General features: G+C 58.5%; 14 protein-coding genes and 2 tRNA genes. 9 read left to right on the top strand and 7 right to left on the bottom strand.

Annotation, left to right across the window (positions count from 1 at the left end; all coding sequences use genetic code 11):
* Position 1 precedes the first annotated feature (1 nt).
* From ispE to ychF, 6 genes are all read left to right on the top strand, one after another.
* On the top strand, positions 2–853 hold the full coding sequence (ispE, locus tag AAIS01_RS06880) for a 4-(cytidine 5'-diphospho)-2-C-methyl-D-erythritol kinase (RefSeq protein ID WP_343468389.1): 852 nt from the start codon (positions 2–4) through the stop codon (positions 851–853).
* Positions 854–890: 37 nt separating this feature from the next.
* A tRNA-Gln gene (locus AAIS01_RS06875) sits at positions 891–965 on the top strand.
* 47 nt (positions 966–1,012) lie between these two features.
* On the top strand, positions 1,013–1,954 hold the full coding sequence (locus tag AAIS01_RS06870; RefSeq protein ID WP_003171603.1) for a ribose-phosphate pyrophosphokinase: 942 nt from the start codon (positions 1,013–1,015) through the stop codon (positions 1,952–1,954).
* Between the two features lie 143 nt (positions 1,955–2,097).
* Entirely contained in the window at positions 2,098–2,700 is a 603-nt protein-coding gene (locus AAIS01_RS06865) for a 50S ribosomal protein L25/general stress protein Ctc (protein WP_092453932.1), read from the top strand.
* A 166-nt stretch (positions 2,701–2,866) separates the two neighbouring features.
* Positions 2,867–3,451, top strand: a complete 585-nt coding sequence (gene pth / locus AAIS01_RS06860) for an aminoacyl-tRNA hydrolase (RefSeq protein ID WP_214915918.1) — start codon at positions 2,867–2,869, stop codon at positions 3,449–3,451.
* Positions 3,452–3,473: 22 nt separating this feature from the next.
* Entirely contained in the window at positions 3,474–4,574 is a 1,101-nt protein-coding gene (ychF, locus tag AAIS01_RS06855) for a redox-regulated ATPase YchF (RefSeq protein WP_047229391.1), read from the top strand.
* 97 nt (positions 4,575–4,671) lie between these two features.
* Here ychF and AAIS01_RS06850 read toward each other — a convergent pair whose 3' ends face one another.
* The 6 genes from AAIS01_RS06850 to AAIS01_RS06825 form a co-directional block, all read right to left on the bottom strand.
* On the bottom strand, positions 4,672–6,225 hold the full coding sequence (locus tag AAIS01_RS06850) for a TerC family protein (protein WP_343468388.1): 1,554 nt from the start codon (positions 6,223–6,225) through the stop codon (positions 4,672–4,674).
* 271 nt (positions 6,226–6,496) lie between these two features.
* A complete protein-coding gene (locus AAIS01_RS06845) occupies positions 6,497–7,522 on the bottom strand; it encodes a sensor histidine kinase (protein WP_343468387.1) in 1,026 nt (341 codons plus the stop codon).
* A 9-nt stretch (positions 7,523–7,531) separates the two neighbouring features.
* Positions 7,532–8,992: an ATPase domain-containing protein gene (locus AAIS01_RS06840; RefSeq protein ID WP_343468386.1), complete on the bottom strand. Its 1,461-nt coding sequence runs from the start codon at positions 8,990–8,992 to the stop codon at positions 7,532–7,534.
* Positions 8,989–9,423 carry a hypothetical protein gene (locus AAIS01_RS06835; protein WP_343468385.1) on the bottom strand — a complete coding sequence of 145 codons (435 nt, stop codon included), beginning with the start codon at positions 9,421–9,423 and terminating at the stop codon, positions 8,989–8,991. The genes AAIS01_RS06840 and AAIS01_RS06835 overlap by 4 nt, the downstream gene beginning before the upstream one ends.
* Before the next feature lie 228 nt (positions 9,424–9,651).
* Positions 9,652–11,814 (bottom strand): methyl-accepting chemotaxis protein, encoded by a 2,163-nt coding sequence (locus AAIS01_RS06830; protein WP_343468384.1) that lies wholly within the window; start codon positions 11,812–11,814, stop codon positions 9,652–9,654.
* Between the two features lie 528 nt (positions 11,815–12,342).
* Complete coding sequence (locus AAIS01_RS06825; RefSeq protein ID WP_343468383.1) at positions 12,343–13,560, bottom strand: MFS transporter; 1,218 nt, start codon at positions 13,558–13,560, stop codon at positions 12,343–12,345.
* Between the two features lie 328 nt (positions 13,561–13,888).
* Here AAIS01_RS06825 and AAIS01_RS06820 point away from each other — a divergent pair, with 328 nt between their 5' ends.
* The 3 genes from AAIS01_RS06820 (at position 13,889) to ggt (ending at position 18,111) form a co-directional block, all read left to right on the top strand.
* Positions 13,889–15,946, top strand: coding sequence for a methyl-accepting chemotaxis protein (locus AAIS01_RS06820; protein WP_343468382.1), 2,058 nt, complete (start codon positions 13,889–13,891; stop codon positions 15,944–15,946).
* A gap of 103 nt (positions 15,947–16,049) precedes the next feature.
* Positions 16,050–16,126 (top strand) — tRNA-Met (locus AAIS01_RS06815).
* A gap of 143 nt (positions 16,127–16,269) precedes the next feature.
* Positions 16,270–18,111 carry a gamma-glutamyltransferase gene (gene ggt, locus AAIS01_RS06810; protein ID WP_343468381.1) on the top strand — a complete coding sequence of 614 codons (1,842 nt, stop codon included), beginning with the start codon at positions 16,270–16,272 and terminating at the stop codon, positions 18,109–18,111.
* 72 nt (positions 18,112–18,183) lie between these two features.
* Here ggt and AAIS01_RS06805 read toward each other — a convergent pair whose 3' ends face one another.
* Positions 18,184–18,408 carry a helix-turn-helix domain-containing protein gene (locus AAIS01_RS06805; protein ID WP_343468380.1) on the bottom strand — a complete coding sequence of 75 codons (225 nt, stop codon included), beginning with the start codon at positions 18,406–18,408 and terminating at the stop codon, positions 18,184–18,186.
* Positions 18,409–18,412 lie beyond the last annotated feature (4 nt).

The raw sequence follows: 18,412 nt of genomic DNA, 5'->3' as shown, positions 1-18,412 counted from the left end.
CATGACCGCTGCACGCCTGACCCTGCCCTCCCCGGCCAAGCTCAACCTGATGTTGCATATCCTGGGCCGTCGTCCGGACGGCTATCACGAGTTGCAGACAATTTTTCAGTTTCTCGACTACGGCGATGAAATCACTTTTGCCGTGCGTGACGACGGCGTGATTCAGTTGCACACCGAATTCCAAGGCGTTCCTCACGACAGCAACCTGATCGTCAAAGCCGCGAAAAAACTTCAGGAGCAATCCGGTTGTTCGCTGGGCATTGATATCTGGATCGAGAAAATCCTGCCCATGGGCGGCGGCATCGGCGGCGGCAGCTCAAATGCGGCGACGACTTTGCTGGGGCTCAACCACCTGTGGCAACTGAATTGGGACGCCGATCGTCTGGCTGCATTGGGCCTGACGCTGGGCGCCGACGTGCCGGTTTTCGTACGGGGCCACGCGGCTTTTGCCGAAGGCGTCGGGGAAAAACTCACACCGGTAGACCCCGAGGAACCCTGGTACTTGGTGCTGGTGCCGCAAGTATCTGTAAGTACAGCAGAAATTTTTTCAGATCCACTGTTGACACGTAACTCTCCTCCCATTAAAGTGCGCCCCGTTCCCAAGGGAAACAGTCGAAATGACTGCTTACCGGTGGTAGCAAGGCGTTATCCAGATGTTCGTAACGCTTTGAATTTGTTAGGTAAATTTACCGAAGCAAAACTCACCGGCACTGGAAGTTGTGTGTTTGGGGGCTTCCCAAGCAAAGCTGAAGCTGATAAAGTCTCGGCCCTTCTGACAGAGACCCTTACAGGGTTTGTAGCGAAAGGAAGCAACGTTTCGATGTTGCATCGCAAGCTGCAAAGTCTGCTCTAAAAGGAATCGAGTGCTGGGCACTCGCAGCAACAGATACAGGGGCGTCGCCAAGCGGTAAGGCAGCAGGTTTTGATCCTGCCATGCGTTGGTTCGAATCCAGCCGCCCCTGCCATTTTCCTATACTCATCCAGGTATACCCTCAGCCTTCAGGTACTGCGCGTGTCCAAGATGATGGTCTTTACGGGGAACGCTAACCCCGATCTGGCTCGGCGTGTTGTACGTCAGCTGCATATCCCTCTCGGTGACATCTCTGTCGGTAAGTTTTCCGACGGCGAAATCACTGCCGAGATCAATGAAAACGTTCGCGGTAAAGACGTCTTCATTATTCAGCCGACTTGCGCTCCGACCAACGATAACCTGATGGAACTCGTCGTGATGGCTGATGCCTTCCGTCGCTCCTCGGCTACTCGTATTACTGCTGTTATTCCTTACTTTGGTTATGCCCGTCAGGATCGCCGTCCGCGTTCCGCACGTGTGGCAATCAGCGCGAAAGTCGTGGCTGACATGCTTACCGTAGTCGGCATCGATCGTGTGCTCACGGTCGATCTGCATGCTGACCAGATTCAGGGCTTCTTCGATATTCCCGTGGATAACATCTACGGCTCCCCGGTTCTGGTGGATGACATTGAAGATCAGCGCTTCGAAAACCTGATGATCGTGTCCCCGGACATTGGCGGCGTCGTGCGTGCACGGGCCGTTGCCAAATCCCTGGGCGTTGATCTGGGTATCATCGACAAACGCCGTGAGAAAGCCAATCACTCCGAAGTGATGCATATCATCGGCGACGTCGAAGGGCGTACCTGTATTCTGGTCGACGACATGGTCGATACCGCCGGCACCCTGTGCCACGCGGCCAAGGCCCTGAAAGAGCATGGCGCTGCCAAGGTCTTTGCCTACTGCACACACCCTGTGCTGTCGGGCCGAGCGATCGAAAACATTGAAAATTCCGTGCTGGACGAGCTGGTGGTCACTAACACCATCCCGCTGTCCGCTGCAGCACAAGCCTGTGCGCGTATCCGCCAACTGGATATCGCACCGGTTGTTGCCGAGGCGGTTCGCCGCATCAGCAATGAAGAATCGATCAGTGCGATGTTCCGTTAAGGGCCCTGCCCTTTCCATTACATCTCGTTGACGAAAAGCGCCCCGCCCCGACATTACCTGCCGGGGCGGGGCTTTTTTGCCCATATCGCCTTTAGCGCTGGTCGCAAACGCTGGGGCGAATGTGGTTATTTTGGAGATACAACATGAACGATTTTACTCTGAATGCTGAAGTGCGTTCCGACCTGGGGAAAGGTGCGAGCCGCCGCCTGCGTCGTCTCGCAAGCCTGGTTCCAGCTGTAGTCTACGGTGGCGACAAAGCCCCTGAGTCCATCAGCATGCTGGCCAAAGAAGTTGCCAAACTGCTCGAAAACGAAGCGGCCTACAGCCACATCATCGAGCTGAACGTTGGCGGCACCAAGCAAAACGTCGTCATCAAAGCCCTGCAGCGTCACCCGGCCAAAGGCCACGTGATGCACGCTGACTTCGTACGCGTTATTGCCGGTCAGAAGCTGACTGCTGTTGTTCCAGTGCACTTCATCAACGAAGCTGCTCCGGTCAAGAAAGGCGGCGAAATCTCGCACGTAACTTCCGAGCTGGAAGTTTCCTGCCTGCCGAAAGACCTGCCTGAATTCATCGAAGTCGACCTGGCTGACGCCGAAATCGGCACGATCATTCACCTGTCCGACCTCAAGGCTCCTAAAGGCGTTGAGTTTGTTGCCCTGGCGCACGGCGATGACAAGGCTGTTGCCAACGTCCACGCTCCACGTGTTGCTCCAGAAGCGACTGAAGAAGAAGCTGCAGAGTAATTTCACTCTGTCGCCGGAGTGACCGGAAACATCGCGGACTGGAACGTAGCGAGACAGCGGGCGAGAACGCGAAGTTTACTTAACGGTAGATCCGCCATTTTCGTCCACTGTCGCCACACCGTTTGAGCGCGACGTTGTTTTCCACACTCCAGGAAGGGCCCCTATCGTGACTGCCATTAAACTGATCGTTGGCCTGGGAAATCCAGGCGCCGAATACGAACAGACCCGGCATAACGCAGGGGCCCTTTTTGTTGAGCGCATCGCGCACGCACAAGGCGTCAACCTGGCGGTTGATCGCAAATATTTCGGCCTGACCGGGCGTTTTTCACATCAGGGTCAGGATGTTCGTCTGTTGATTCCCACCACCTACATGAACCGCAGCGGCCAGGCCGTGGCGGCATTGGCCGGTTTCTTTCGCATCAAACCTGAAGAAATCCTGGTGGCCCACGACGAACTCGACCTGCCTCCGGGCGTCGCCAAACTCAAGCAGGGCGGCGGCCATGGCGGTCACAACGGGTTGCGCGACATCATCGCGCAACTGGGTAATCAGAATACGTTTCACCGCCTGCGGCTTGGCATTGGCCACCCGGGCGTTGCCAGTATGGTTTCAAATTTTGTCCTGGGTCGTGCGCCTCGCGCCGAGCAGGAAAAACTCGATGCCAGCATCGACTTTGCCCTCGGCGTGCTGCCGGATATCCTCGCCGGTGAATGGAACCGCGCGATGAAAAACCTGCACAGCCAGAAGGCCTGACACTACTCCGAGGGGAAACACCATGGGATTCAATTGCGGCATCGTCGGCCTGCCTAACGTCGGCAAGTCCACCCTGTTCAACGCCCTGACCAAGTCCGGTATCGCGGCGGAAAACTTCCCCTTCTGCACCATCGAGCCCAACAGCGGCATCGTGCCGATGCCCGATCCACGCCTGGAAGCGCTGGCGGCTATCGTCAACCCCAAGCGCATCCTGCCGACCACCATGGAATTCGTCGACATCGCCGGTCTCGTCGCCGGTGCCTCGAAAGGTGAGGGTCTGGGTAACAAGTTCCTGGCCAACATTCGCGAAACCGATGCAATCGCCCACGTGGTGCGCTGCTTCGAAGACGAAAACGTGATTCACGTCTCCAACAGCGTCGATCCCAAGCGTGATATCGAGATCATCGACCTGGAGCTGATCTTTGCCGACCTCGACAGCTGCGAGAAGCAACTGCAGAAAGTCGCTCGCAACGCCAAGGGGGGCGACAAGGACGCCGTCGTTCAGAAAGGCCTGCTGGAGCAGTTGATCGCCCACTTCACCGAAGGCAAGCCAGCGCGCAGCCTGATGAAGAATATGAGCACCGATGAGAAGCTGGTGATCAAGGGCTTCCACCTGCTGACAACCAAGCCGGTCATGTACATCGCCAACGTCGCTGAAGACGGTTTCGAGAACAACCCGCACCTGGACGTCGTCAGGGCCATTGCCGAAGAAGAAGGCGCCATGGTCGTTCCGGTCTGCAACAAGATCGAAGCGGAAATCGCCGAGCTGGACGATGGTGAGGAAAAAGACATGTTCCTCGAGGCCCTGGGCCTGGAAGAGCCAGGCCTGAACCGCGTGATCCGCGCCGGTTACGAAATGCTCCACCTGCAGACTTACTTCACTGCCGGTGTCGAAGAGGTCCGCGCCTGGACCGTACGCGTCGGCGCCACGGCCCCGCAAGCCGCTGGCGTGATCCACACCGACTTCGAAAAAGGCTTCATCCGCGCCGAAGTCATCGCCTACGCAGACTTCATCCAGTACAAGGGTGAAGCTGGCGCCAAGGAAGCCGGTAAATGGCGCCTGGAAGGCAAGGAATACATCGTCAAGGATGGCGACGTGATGCACTTCCGCTTTAACGTGTAACCGATCCCTCGGCTCCCGACAGACAAAAAAATCCCCGTAATCATTAGCTGATACGGGGATTTTTTTCGTCTTGGGAACGGTGTTGCGCCGGAGCTTTCTACGCTTGATCTTTACGCAGCAGCACCCTCGTCACTCGACGCTCCTCGACCGCGACAACGGTCATGCTCCACTCCTGCCAATTGAGTTTATCCCCAATGATCGGCAAACGATCCAGCAAGCTCATGACTAACCCCGCGAGCGTTTGATAGTCATCCGTCGCTTTCGCCTGGAAGCCGATGTGTTCGCGAATCTGACTGAGATTCAGCGCACCACTGACCAGGAAGCCGCCATCTTGAGCCACGATGTTCGGACCTTCTATTTCACTGGCATCGGGCAGTTCACCGGCGATGGATTCAAGGATATCGGTCATGGTGAGCAGGCCGATGAAATCACCGAACTCGTTCACCACAAAGGCGATGTGGGTCGACTCTTTGCGCATCTGTTCCAGCGCGTTGAGAATCGTGAAGTTGTCCAGCAGGTTGATGGCCTTGCGAGCCATGGCTTCCAGATTCGGCTGGTTGCCCGCCAACAGTTCCTTGAGCAACTCCTTCTTGTGGATGAACCCCAAAGGTTCATCCACACGTCCTTCGCGGATCAACGGCAACCTGGAATACGACGAGTGCATCAGCCTGGTACGAATCTCTTCTGCAGAGTCGGCCAGGTCGATGTGGTCGATTTCTGCGCGATGAGTCATGACGTTACGTATTGGGCGCTCCGCCAACTGCAGCACGCCACTGATCATGATCCGTTCGCGTCGATGGAAGACCTGTTCGGCTTCATCGCCTGACAGCATGTCAGCGATCTCTTCACCGACTTCATCGGCCCCCAACTTTTGGCCACCCAGCAAGCGCAAAACCGCGTGGGCGGTACGCTCACGCATGGGTCGATGACCTTGCACGCTCTTCTTGCGGCGAGAGCGGGCCAACTGGTTGAACAGCTCGATCAGGATCGAGAAACCGATCGCGGCGTAGAGATACCCCTTCGGAATGTGAAAGCCCAGGCCCTCGGCCGTGAGGCTGAAGCCAATCATCATCAAGAAGCCCAGGCAGAGCATGATGACGGTGGGGTGCCCGTTGACGAAGTTGGTCAGAGGCTTGCTCGCGATGATCATCAAGCCGATGGAGAAGATCACCGCGATCATCATGACCGACAGGTGTTCCACCATGCCCACGGCAGTGATCACAGCGTCCAGCGAGAAGACCGCATCCAGCACCACAATCTGCGCGACGATCGGCCAGAACATCGCATAGGCCGCATTGCCCGAACGTTCTGTCACATGGCCCTCAAGTCGCTCGTGCAACTCCATAGTGGCCTTGAACAACAGGAACACGCCACCGAACAGCATGATCAGGTCCCGGCCGGAGAACGTCTTGTCGAAGACCTCGAACAACGGCTCGGTCAGGGTCACCATCCAGGAAATGCTGGCCAGCAGGCCAAGACGCATCAACAACGCGAGGGACAGGCCAATGATACGGGCACGATCGCGTTGCTCCGGCGGCAGCTTGTCAGCCAGGATGGCGATGAATACAAGGTTATCAATGCCAAGCACCAGTTCCAGCACGATCAGAGTCAGCAGGCCGAGCCATGCCGTCGGATCAGCAATCCATTCCATAAGGTTATTTAACCTCTCGTAGAGTCGGAGCGAAAGGCGCGAAGGGGAAAAGCGCTATCGGGCGGGTGGAGCGAGGCAGGGCTTGGCAGAGCGGATGGGGACAAGCCGCGGGTGGGGAAAAACGACTGGGAGGCTCCTGGAGGGCGTTCATAAAGACCTGAAAATAATTGGGCAGGTGATCTTATGATGTTTCCGACCCCGTCATACCGCTCGAATTATTACAGAATTTGACACCCTCGAACGGCCCTGGAGGTGGGACGACTGCACGAGCTCAGTGGTTTGCCAACGGCAACCTCACCACGAACTCGCTGCCCTTGCCATCCCCCTCACTCTTGCCGACCACTGTGCCACCGTGGCTTTCGACCAACTCGCGCACCACTGTCAAGCCAATGCCCAGGCCTGCGCCGTTGAAGCCGATGGCGTGAACATCCTGCACAAAGGGTTCAAAGATAAAGGGCAGCGCCTTGGCCGAAACACCTATGCCGGTATCGCGGATGCTGACCTGTAGGACACTGCCTTCGACGGTGACCGACAGTTCGACAGTGCCGCCCACGGGGGTGTACTTGGCCGCATTACCCAGCAGGTTGCCGAGAATCTGGGCAAGCCGGACCGGATCCCCGTACACCAGCAGGGCACACTCGGGCAGTGTGGCGCTGAACAGCACGTTTGCGCTGATCATGACCGGTTTACAGATATCCACGGCCTCATGAATGATCGAAACCATATCGACAGTTTGGCAATCGAGACGAAACTTGCCGGTGCTGACGCGGGAGACATCGAGCAAGTCCTCGACTAATCGAGACATGTGCCGAACCTGACCTTCGATCAGCTTCTGCATGCGTGGCAGTTCATCACTGGGCACCCGCACCAGTCGCCCGGCAATCATGCTGATGGGCGTCAGTGGATGGCGCAATTCGTGGGCAACCAAGGTGAGAACGCTGCGCTGGCGCTCCAGCGCCCGTTCAGCCGAGTCTTGCAGGTGTTGCGCACTGATGGCGGCAATGACCAATTGCTCATTGGCTTCGCGCATCTGCCGATACAGTTGTTGTTCCGCCTGCGTGGAAGGAGGCTTTTGCGCCTCGGACTGGGCCGACAGGATCGCCAGCACCAGTTGCTGATTGGCCTCGATCAGTTGCTCGACATGTTGCTTGTCGGCCAGTTGGGTGTTGGCATCGTTCAGTTCCTTGCGCAGCGCGGCCAGCACCGCGCGCGCCTCGACGGTTTTCTGGCCGAGCAGGAACAGCTCGCGAGCAGCTGTCGCCTTCGCTTGTTCATTCCCGCCATTGGCCTCATTCATGATGATGCCTCATCCAGTGCCTTTGCCAGACAGCCGCCGGGTAGGCCGGCCTCCGAGCAAACCTTCCTGATCCGGCAACATTTCACCGATCTGCAAACCGCCATCGTCAATACTGTAAAGACGTAACTCATCGGAGTGAGCACTGGCTCGCACCTTGACCACGGCCATGATGCGCAATAAGCGGCTTTGCACTTCAATGTAGCGCTGAACGATGATCGCGTCGGTGAGAAAAGCCGTGCCGTAAGGACTGAAACGCAGGTCCGTGTAGCGATCCTCCAGCTCCGACGTCAGCAATACACTGACACCGGCACTGGTCAACGCGGTGACCATGCGCGACAGCGACTCGCGAAAGTCTTCGCGAAAGGTCGGCGCCAGGGCCAGTTCGAACCCCGACAGCGAGTCAATCACCACCCGCGTGGCGTTCAGGCGTGTAATCTCGCTCAACAGCAACTGCACGATCTCGTCGATGGACAGGTCTGGCGCGCGGCTATCCACCAGCCCGACTTTGCCGCTTTTAATCAAGTTCGAGAGGGTGGCGTTCTGGGAGTGATTAGGGCGCTGCTCGAACACGGCGATCACGCCGTTTTCACCGTTTCGCGCGCCCTCAGCGAGAAAAGATGCCGCGAGAATGCTTTTTCCAGAACCCGACGGGCCAGCGACCAGTAGGGAATAACCGCGCGGTAGACCACCACCGAGCATTTCGTCGAGCTGCGGCACACCCATTCCCAAGCGTTTAATGGGGAACTCCAGCGGGGCTTCGACCGAATTGTAGGGCGCAGGGGCAAATACCTTGATTCCCGATGAGGCGATGCGGAAAGTGTGCAGACCCGGCAGCGTTGGCTGGCCACGCATCTTCATGATTTCCATCTTGCGCACCATGGAATTGCGTTGAACGCTCTGGCGCAGCCAGATCAGCCCGTCGGCCACGGTGAAAATAGGGTTGGTATCGGTTTCGGTGAAATACTCGCCGATCAGGAACGTCGTGGCCTGCCAGGTGGTCATCAACATGCCCAGTTGCTGGACGAACTGCGGCAAGTTGTTATTCGGGTTGTCCTGAGTCTGGCTGGCCAGCACCACCGAGCGAAACGAGTCAACGAACACCAGCGCCGGGGTGTGCGCCTCCACCTCACTGACAATGCGTCGCAGCACTTCGTCCAGATCTCCGGCCAGGGTGTCGTCGGCCAGGTTGACGTAGCGGATCGAATGATTGATCGCGTCGCTGTCGAAGAAATCGAACTGCTGCTGATAGCGCAGCATCTTCAGTGGCGGCTCACCCAGCACGGTAAAAAACAGTGCCGGACGCTCGGGGGTCGCCAGGGCGAACATCATCTGGTGCGCGAGGGTGGTCTTGCCGCAACCGGGCGGGCCGGCGATCAGGTTGAACGAAAACTCCGGCAACCCTCCGCCCAAGACCTCGTCCAGTCCTGGCACGCCGGTGGCCAAGCGGTTGATAGTCACTTTGCTGCTCATGGCGAATTTTCCTGCGAAGGGGTGTCGCTCAAAGAAGAATCCCACACGCCACGAAGCAAACGTGCGGTAAGCGAGGGTCCGATCAGCGTGGTCAGCAACTCATAGAAGGTGGTCAGCAGCATTTCACCGAAAAACCGCGCATCGGCTTCGCTTTGCTCAACAAGCACTGAATTCAGAGCGGTCAGAACCAGGCCGGGCGGCACCTTGTTGCAGGCGCTGGTCAGGCGCGGATGAGCGGCCCCACACAGATGCAGGCTGCGGCGATACAACGCGACAACCCCTTGCTGACCAATCACAGGGGTCAGGGCCGCTTCTACATCCTGCAAAATGGACACGATCGCGTGGGCGATCTTTGCAATGTCAGCGTTGGGACCAACGCGGTGCGCCAGAGAAGCTACGATCTGACGGCTCTCTTCGCTTAGCGTGGACATGGCTAACTGATATCCGATGGGCAGGTATCGATAGTACACCCTCGGGGGCGTTATCGAGACGCTATTGGGCAAAACCGTGCAATGGCGCCCCTTCAAGCACTGGATTGAACCCGTGGCGAGAGAGCTTACTCCCTCGCACGAGAGATCTTAGGTGCACAGCGTAGCCGCCAATCCAGGCTATCGCTTGATCAACGCCAGGCGGGCGCCTGAAGCCGGCCAGAAAAAACCCTACCCCCTTTTGACTTTGAAGCGCCCCAGCACGCGCTGCATCAGGGATGCTCGCTCCGACAGATCCTTGGCCGCCACCGCGCACTCTTGTGAGTTGGACTGGTTTTTCTGCGTCACTTCATCGATCTGTTCCAACCCGATGCTGGCCTGCTGCAAACCTGACGCTTGCTCGCTGGAAGCTTGATAGATCAACGAAACCAGGTTGGAAACAGCACTGGTTCCGCTGACGATGTTTTTCAACGATTCGGCGGTCCGGCCTGCGATGATCATGCCGCGTTGCGTTTTGCTCGAAGAGTCGGCGATCAGTGCAGCCGTCTGCTGGGCGGCCTCGGCGCTGCGCGCGGCCAGGCTGCGTACCTCATCCGCCACCACAGCAAAACCACGCCCCAGCTCACCTGCCCTGGCGGCTTCGATAGCCGCGTTCAAAGCCAACAGATTGGTTTGTGCGGCGATGTTATCGATGGTGGTGATGATTGCGGTAATGTCTTTGCCCGAATTGTCGATTTCGGCCATGGCGGCAATCAGCTCACTCATCAATTTGTCGCTTTCCCCAGCATCGGCCCGTGATGCCTGGGATTGCTCGTCGGCTTTCTTGGCGTTTTCGGCATTGTCCCGGGTCTGTGCGGCCATTTGCGTCATCACCGCGCTGATTTCAGTGATGGACGAGGCAGAATTGGACGCCCCATCGGACAATGACTGGCTCAGATCGGTGACCTGGGCCGAGCTGCCGGTGATCTGGGTGGCGCTGGCCTGAACCTCGCCAATCAGTTGGTTCAGATTACCCACCATCTTCTCCAGTGACTTGCCAAGGGTATCGTGGGGTGAGGACAACCGGACCTCCAGGTCCAGATCACCTTCGGAGATGCGCTCGGCTACCCTGACCTGCCGTTGCAGGCTTTCAGACATGTCGTTAAGCGCGACAGACAACTGACCTACTTCGTCCTCGGATTTCTGCACCAGGCGACGCGAGAAATCCCCCAGGCTGATGTTGGCTGCCAAGGCGGCGGCTTCGCGAATCGGCCCAACGATTTTTGCGGCGGCAAACCATAGGGCAACCAGCGCCAATAACGAAACGCCCAGGCCAACCGACACTTGCCAGATGCTGTTGCTGATACTGCGCGCCTGTAACTCCTGTTCCAGGGCAATGGCCTGAGCCATGACCACCGCCTTTGGCAGACGAATCAGCACCGCCCAGGGTTTGCCAGTGCGCCCCAGCTCAATGGGCATCAGCACTTCGATGTGCTGGGTGTGCGGATTGAGCAGACCGTCACCACGACCACTCTGGATATCGCGCAGCACTTTCTCCCAAGACTCAGGCAACAAGGCCTTGATGGGCTGGCCAATCAGGTCGGTCCGCTGACTGTCCGCGACCACCAGCCCCTGGTTACTCAGGATCGACACGGTGCCCTTGCCACCGTAAAGATCGGCCGACATCTGCTCGCTGAGTTTCTGGATAAAGTCGATGTCGAAGTCAGCTCCGACCACACCGTAGAACTTGCCATTGGATACGATCGGTACCGACAACGTCGTCAGCCATACGTTTTTGCCCTGAACCACATAAGGAATGGGGTCCAACACGCTTTCCTTCAGCGTGTCACGTGGGCCGCTGTACCATCCCCCTTTGGGTACACCGTTGGGGTGACGCTCCGGGGAGTCATACTCGACCAACGGTTGTACCGCCACATGTCCGCCAGCGCTGCGCGTCCAGTAAGGCGTGAAGCGCCCTGTCAACGGATTACTGCCGTCCGGTACATTCCGGAACTCAAGATCCTGGCCATCCAACGCATCCGGTTCCCAGCAGGAGTAAGTGCCATTGAAGTCAGGGTTATCTTTGAGAACGCTGAGCAATACCGTGTTGATCTGTTCACGTCCCAACGCCAAAGGGCTTTGCGCAGCCTTGCTGGAGGCAAAGGTATTGGCCATGGTGCGGGCCGCATCCAGCGCATTTTGCAACTTGGCCTGAATGGCATTGGCACGCGACTCGGCCAGGTTCTGAATCTCCCGGATCGTTGATTTTTCAACCAGCGCCGAGACTTCGGTCGCCACATATTGTTCATTGGCCCTGGCGGTAAAGATCCCGTAAATCACCAGGCTGGTTGATGAAACAAACAGGCATACGCCTGCCGTGACACAAATGCGTGCCTGCAACGACTTGAACTTCATATCTTCCCCTGCCTGATTCTTTTTATTGCCAACGTTTAAGACGACCGCCTCAAACTTGTGCACGACACGGCAAATAACAATCGATCACGGCTGCTTCCACCGTCCACGGGGCAATCGCCTTCACGGGCACGGCGGTACAGCTACTTTTATAAGTATTTGAAGCGTGGCAGGTTCGGGCGTGAGTCACCTCACCAGAAGGGTGAAGGTATTCAGATCAAGAGCCGAAGGCCTTATGCCCCAGGGCATAAGAGCGGCGGGTGGAAAGAATGTGGAAACCTGCTTTCCGGTCACCCCAGCGGACCCCCTTGAAGATTGCCGCAGCGTCCATTCAATCCATCAACCACACCCGCAAATTAACATGGCCGACGTTTATACAAAATCAAACTTAAGACTTATACAAAACGGTACTTTAGTCGTGATTCCAGGCGGCTGATCAAGTCACTCTTGTCGGCGTTTTTTCAACGCTTTGAAATTCAGTTGTTTGACTAGGACTGGCGGGGGTTAACTCGCCCCGCCGGTGGGCACACGTCAGTTTTTTCTGCTGTTGGGCAGAAAGATCGCCAAGACCCCAAACAACGGCAAAAACGAGCACAACCAATACACATACTCGATGCCCCGGATGTCCGCCAGATGCCCCAGCAGCGCGGCGCCAATCCCGCCAAAGCCGAACATCAAGCCAAAGAACACCCCAGCAATCATTCCGACATTACCCGGCACCAGTTCCTGGGCATACACCACGATGGCCGAAAATGCCGAGGCCAGGATGAAGCCGATGACCACGCTGAGGATGCTGGTCCACAGCAGATCAACGTGAGGCAGAATCAGGGTGAACGGTGCCACGCCAAGGATCGAGAACCAGATCACCGCTTTACGCCCGATCCTGTCGCCTATCGGACCACCAAAGAAGGTCCCGGCCGCCACAGCGCCAAGGAACAGGAACAGATACAACTGCGAGGACGCCACCGACAGGTCGAACTTCTCGATCAGGTAGAACGTGAAGTAGCTGGTGAAACTGGCCATGTAGAAATACTTGGAGAACACCAGCAAGCCCAGCACCGCCAGTGCATTCAAGACCCGGCCCTTGGATAAACCGTGAGTAGCCGCCTGACCTTGCTTGAGCTTGAACAGGTTCAGGTGGTTGGCGTACCAGCGGCTGATGCGGTACAGCACGAACAGCGCAAACAGTGCGAACAACCCGAACCAGGCCACATTGCCTTGCCCATATGGAACGATGATCGCCGCCGCCAGCAAAGGGCCGAAAGCAGAGCCGGCGTTACCACCAACCTGAAACGTCGACTGCGCCAACCCATAACGCCCGCCCGAGGCCAAGCGTGCGACTCGCGAGGCTTCAGGGTGAAAGGTCGAGGAGCCAATACCGATCAGACCGGCGGCCAGCAGAATCATGGCAAAACTGCCAACCATCGACATCATCACGATCCCGATCAGCGTGCATACCGTACCGGCCGGCAGCAGCCAGGGCTTGGGGTGTCGGTCCGTGTGATAACCCACCCAAGGCTGCAGCAGTGATGCCGTCAACTGAAAGGTCAGTGTAATCAGGCCAACCTGGGTGAAGGTCAGCCCATAACTGGCCTTGAGCATCGGGTAAATGGACGACAGTACCGCCTGAATCAGGTCGTTGATCAAATGCGCCAACGCCACGGCTCCGATGATGCGCATGACCAACGGGCTGCTTTGGGGTGCGGCAGGGATAGACGCGGTATCGACCTGGGTATCGCTGATAGCCATGGGAGTTTCCATACGGGTTGGGCACGGGAAGCGGATTCATCAATGTGCCATTTTTCGGTGCAACAAGGCTATCCCCTTAGCTTGCTATCGACTTGAAATATTGTTAGCGAACACGGTAATAGCGCAACGCCATGGTCTGAATCTTGCCTTGTTAACGGTCTACAACGCGGCCCCTTACAAAGGGGACCGAGAATGGGAAGTTTCGCTACAGAGCCAGCCTACAGAGCGGGCCTGGACAAACTTTCGAGGCCTTTTAAAAGGGCACCCGTTTTGGCATTGCGCCAAAAACGCACAAAAACAGTGCAAGGGTGCTCAGGGGAGTATGGGCATGCAGGCTTTTCTATCACCGGGAATCAGATTGCTGGGGCGGTTCGGCTTTGCCCGAAAATTTCAGCTGTTGTTCCTGCTTTTCATCCTGCCACTGATGGGCAGCCTGTGGATCATCGGCCAAGACTATCGCGACAAACTCAGCCTGATTTCCGAAGAACGCGCCGGGGTTCGCCAATTGCTGGCCCTGGATAACCTGGACAACCTGCTCGCCGCCCAGCGCAACCGCGCGGCCCGTTGGCGAGCCACGGAAACCAATCGACAGGCAACACCCGCGACACTTGCCGCGATGGCGGCGTTCGATGCCGTGCAGCCGGCCCTCAACCAGGCTGCCAATGACCTGGGTAGCACCTTGCAAACCGAGGGTGCCGAAGCCGACACACTCGCCCGCTACCAAACGCTGCAAACCAGTCTCAATGGCCTTGATTCAAAAAGCCTGGGCACCGTAGGTTGGTGGCCGGACGGCTATGACCGCTTCACCGCGGCCTTGAGTGCCTTGCAAGCCTTGCGCGAACAGATCGTCATGGACAATCGCCTGACCCTCGCCTCCTGGCTGGAAACCTATCTGCTGACCCAGATCTCGACCCAACAGTCGCCCGACCTGATAGAGCGGGTCGGACGCCTGGCCAGCGTTGGCCAGGCCTCAGTCGTGTCGGGGCAGTTCACCCTGCAAAGCCGCCTGCAATTACGCGACCTGCGCAGCCGGATCGGCGACGCCCGGGATCAACTGGTCAAAACCGGTGGGGTGCTGCAAGCACACCTGCCCAGCGAACTGCAAACCTGGGCCGGACAATTCCAGAACAGCCTAAAGCATCTGGACGCTGGCCTGAAAGTACTGGATGAAGGGGTGTTCGGCGGTTCCATCAACCTCAAGCCGGAAGACTTCGAGAAGCACATGGATGCCCTTCTGGCGGACTTGGCGACTCTGCGCCAGCAGTCTCTGACCGCCCTGGACGCACGACTGGACCACTACCACACCTCAGCTATCCGTCAGTTCACGCTGGTGGCCACGGTGCTGGGCTGCCTGTTACTGGCCGCCCTCTACCTCTTCGTTTGCCTGCAAGCGTCCATCCGCCATAGCGCCAGTGGTATCACATTGCTGGCCGAAGCCCTGCGTGACGGCAACCTCAGCCTGCAAGTACCGGTGCAAGGACGCGACGAACTGGCGGCCATCAGTACTGCCCTCAACGTCGCAGTGGTGCAGTTGCGCAACAGCCTGTTAGGTGTGGACCACGAAACGTTGCAGTTGAGCAATGCCGTGCGCACCCTCAACACTCACTCCAGCGGCGCCCTGGGGGAAGTCGAAGCCCAACAGATACAGATCAGCCAGATCGCGGCCGCCGCGACGCAACTGGCCGCCACCTCTCAAGGGGTCGCAAGAAGCTGTGAGCAGGCTTCCGACAGCGCCCAGCAGACCCGCCGCATCGCCGCCGACAGCAGCCGCGACAGTCAACGCACCACGGCGAGCATCCAGCAACTCAACCAGCGGCTCAACGAGACCGCCGCCGCGTTGGGCCGGGTCAGCGAACAGGGACAACAGATTCAGGTAGTGGTCGACACCATCCGTGGCGTGGCCGAGCAGACCAACCTGCTGGCCCTCAATGCCGCCATCGAAGCCGCTCGCGCCGGGGAACAAGGCCGTGGTTTCGCGGTGGTGGCCGATGAGGTACGCAGCCTGTCGCAACGCACCCAGTCCTCCACCCAACAGATTGCTGGCACCGTCGACAGTTTGCGCGCCACGGTCAACGAAGCCGTCAGCCTGATGGAAGCCGCGTGCGGCCAGGCCCAGACCGATGCGCAAGCCGTTACCGGCCTTGGCGAACGACTGGGAGAAATTGCCAGCGCCGTGCAGAGCGTCACCGACACCTTGGCGCAAATCGCCACCGCCGTGGACGAACAAGCCAGCACCGCCGACGAGGTCAGCGGCAATATCCAACAGGTCGACCAGGCGGCCATGCGATTGCTTGAAGGGGCACGAGCCGTGAACCTCGCGGCGGATACGTTGAGCCAGGGCAGCCAGGCTCTGAGCGCCAACACGGGGAGATTTCAACTCGGTTGACGGGTATTTGCAGCGAGGATGGATAAGCGGTTGAAAGCGCTGAGAAATATTTCAGATTTACGCTTGACACATCTTCGTTACCGGCGAATAATGCGCGCCACTTGGCTACATAGCTCAGTTGGTTAGAGCATAGCATTCATAATGCTGGGGTCCGGGGTTCAAGTCCCTGTGTAGCCACCAAGTACTAAAAACGGCTTATCGAAAGATAAGCCGTTTTTTTATGCCTCGATAAAAGCGTTCCCTCAACTTCGCGCTGATTTGCGCCAGACGCCTCCCATCGCTACAGTCGTTCCCTATCCCCTGGCCCACGGACGGAGCGACACATGCTTGCAGATCTGAAACCCAATCTTCATCGCCTGTCAGCCGTTTCGCTGCTGGCTGTCGCCCTGGCCCTGGTTGCCTGTAAAGCCCCGCCCTCCTCCACAACCCCAGCATTGCCCATCGCACCGGAGATCGCCTCCGGCTACCGCACAGACTTGCAGACCCGCCACGCCGACAAGCACATGGCCGCGGCGGCCAACCCGTTGGCGGCCGAAGCCGGGAGGCAGATGTTGCGGCGCGGCGGTTCAGCCATCGACGCGGCGATTGCCATGCAGGCGGTGCTGACCCTGGTGGAGCCGCAGTCCTCCGGAATCGGTGGCGGTGCATTCATCGTGTTGTGGGACGGCAAGGCCGTACGCACTTACGACGGTCGCGAAACGGCACCGGCCGGTGCCACCGAGAGACTTTTCCTGCAAGCTGATGGCAAACCCATGCCGTTTACCGCCGCGCAGATAGGCGGCCGTTCCGTGGGCACACCGGGCGTGTTGCGGGCGCTGGAACTGGCCCATCGCAAACATGGCCGACTTGAATGGGCCACGCTGTTCGAACCGGCCATCGCGTTGGCCGAACAGGGTTTTGCGATCTCGCCCAGGTTGCACTCGATGATTGCGGCCGACGCATCCTTGCCGGGGTCGCCGGACATGGCCGCCTATTTCCTGAACGCCGATGGCAGCCCGAAAGCGGTCGGTACGCGGCTGAAAAATCCCGCTTTGGCCGAGGTGCTCAAGCGCATCGCCAGCGAAGGCCCCGACGCCTTGTACAAAGGGCCCGTGGCCGAAGAGATCGTCGCCAAGGTGCAAGGGCATGCCAACCCCGGCAGCCTGTCATTGAATGATCTTCAGGGCTACGCCGCCCGGGAGCGTGCGCCGCTTTGCACTGACTACAAGCGCTGGCAAGTCTGTGGCATGGCGCCCCCGTCTTCGGGCGGGATCGCCGTGGCGCAGATCCTCGGAACCTTGCAGGCACTGGAACAACGCGACAGCCGCACGGCTCTCACGTCCTTGAAACCCGTCAAGACTGAGAAACCCGCCGGCATTGAGCCGACGCCCGAAGCAGTGCATCTGATCTCCGAAGCCGAACGCCTGACCTACGCCGACCGTGCGCTGTATGTCGCTGACTCGGACTTCGTCCCCGTGCCGGTCAACGGCCTGGTCGATCCCGGTTATCTGGCCAGCCGCGCGAGCCTGATCGGTCCACGCAGCATGGGCATCGCCAAACCCGGCACACCACCGGGCGTCCAGGTGGCCTACGCCCCGGACCGTTCGCCCCTGCGCATTTCCACCTCGCAAGTAGTGGCAGTGGATGACCAAGGGGGAGCCGTGTCGATGACCACTACGGTGGAGTCAGCGTTCGGCTCACACCTGATGGTCCGGGGTTTCATGCTCAATAACCAGATGACCGACTTCTCGTTCATACCCGAAGAAAACGGGCAAAAGGTCGCCAACCGCGTCGAACCCGGCAAACGCCCCCGCTCGTCCATGGCGCCGACCCTGATCTTCGATCGCCAGAGCGGTGAACTGTTGGCCGCGATCGGCTCACCGGGCGGCTCCCAAATCATCGAATACGTCGCCAAGTCAGTGATCGGCCTGCTGGACTGGAACCTGGACCCGCAAACCGCCATCAACCTCCCCAACTTCGGCAGCCGCAACGGCCCCACCGAACTGGAACAGGGTCAATTCAGCCCAACGCTGATCCAGGCGTTGAAAGACAAAGGCCATGCCGTGAGCGAAATCGACATGACCAGTGGGACCCAGGCGATCGTCCGAGTCCGCGATGCCCAGGGCAAAACCTCACTGGCCGGTGGGGCGGACCCGCGGCGTGAGGGTCAGGCCCTGGGGGATTGAGCGTCGCGGCTATCCGGACGGTTTGCGAAGTCGCGTCGCCGGCCATCGCGAGCAGGCTCGCTCCCCCAGGAGTCAGACCTTGGGGGCGTCGCTCTGCGGTTGGTAAATCAGCAGATCGGCAGGCTGACATTGCAGATAGCTGCAAATGGCTTCGAGGGTTGCCAGGCGAATACCCTTGACCTTTCCTTGCTTCAACAAGGAAAGGTTGGCTTCCGTAATGCCTATCGCGGCGGCCAGGTCCTTGGATTTAACCTTGCGCGTCGCCAGCATCACATCAAGTTGAATAACGATAGGCATGGGG

The organism is Pseudomonas halotolerans, from assembly GCF_039581215.1.
Taxonomy (GTDB): Bacteria; Pseudomonadota; Gammaproteobacteria; order Pseudomonadales; family Pseudomonadaceae; genus Aquipseudomonas; species Aquipseudomonas tehranensis.
This window is presented reverse-complemented; position numbering and strand designations above follow the sequence as displayed.

Excerpts from the sequence above, each read along its gene's own strand:
- ispE (WP_343468389.1), top strand. The coding sequence starts at position 2 with ATGACCGCTGCACGCCTGACCCTGCCCTCCCCGGCCAAGCTCAACCTG.
- AAIS01_RS06865 (WP_092453932.1), top strand. The coding sequence starts at position 2,098 with ATGAACGATTTTACTCTGAATGCTGAAGTGCGTTCCGACCTGGGGAAA.
- ychF (WP_047229391.1), top strand. The coding sequence starts at position 3,474 with ATGGGATTCAATTGCGGCATCGTCGGCCTGCCTAACGTCGGCAAGTCC.
- AAIS01_RS06850 (WP_343468388.1), bottom strand. The coding sequence starts at position 6,225 with ATGGAATGGATTGCTGATCCGACGGCATGGCTCGGCCTGCTGACTCTG.
- AAIS01_RS06845 (WP_343468387.1), bottom strand. The coding sequence starts at position 7,522 with ATGAATGAGGCCAATGGCGGGAATGAACAAGCGAAGGCGACAGCTGCT.
- AAIS01_RS06840 (WP_343468386.1), bottom strand. The coding sequence starts at position 8,992 with ATGAGCAGCAAAGTGACTATCAACCGCTTGGCCACCGGCGTGCCAGGA.
- AAIS01_RS06835 (WP_343468385.1), bottom strand. The coding sequence starts at position 9,423 with ATGTCCACGCTAAGCGAAGAGAGCCGTCAGATCGTAGCTTCTCTGGCG.
- AAIS01_RS06830 (WP_343468384.1), bottom strand. The coding sequence starts at position 11,814 with ATGAAGTTCAAGTCGTTGCAGGCACGCATTTGTGTCACGGCAGGCGTA.
- AAIS01_RS06825 (WP_343468383.1), bottom strand. The coding sequence starts at position 13,560 with ATGGCTATCAGCGATACCCAGGTCGATACCGCGTCTATCCCTGCCGCA.
- AAIS01_RS06820 (WP_343468382.1), top strand. The coding sequence starts at position 13,889 with ATGCAGGCTTTTCTATCACCGGGAATCAGATTGCTGGGGCGGTTCGGC.
- ggt (WP_343468381.1), top strand. The coding sequence starts at position 16,270 with ATGCTTGCAGATCTGAAACCCAATCTTCATCGCCTGTCAGCCGTTTCG.
- AAIS01_RS06805 (WP_343468380.1), bottom strand. The coding sequence starts at position 18,408 with ATGCCTATCGTTATTCAACTTGATGTGATGCTGGCGACGCGCAAGGTT.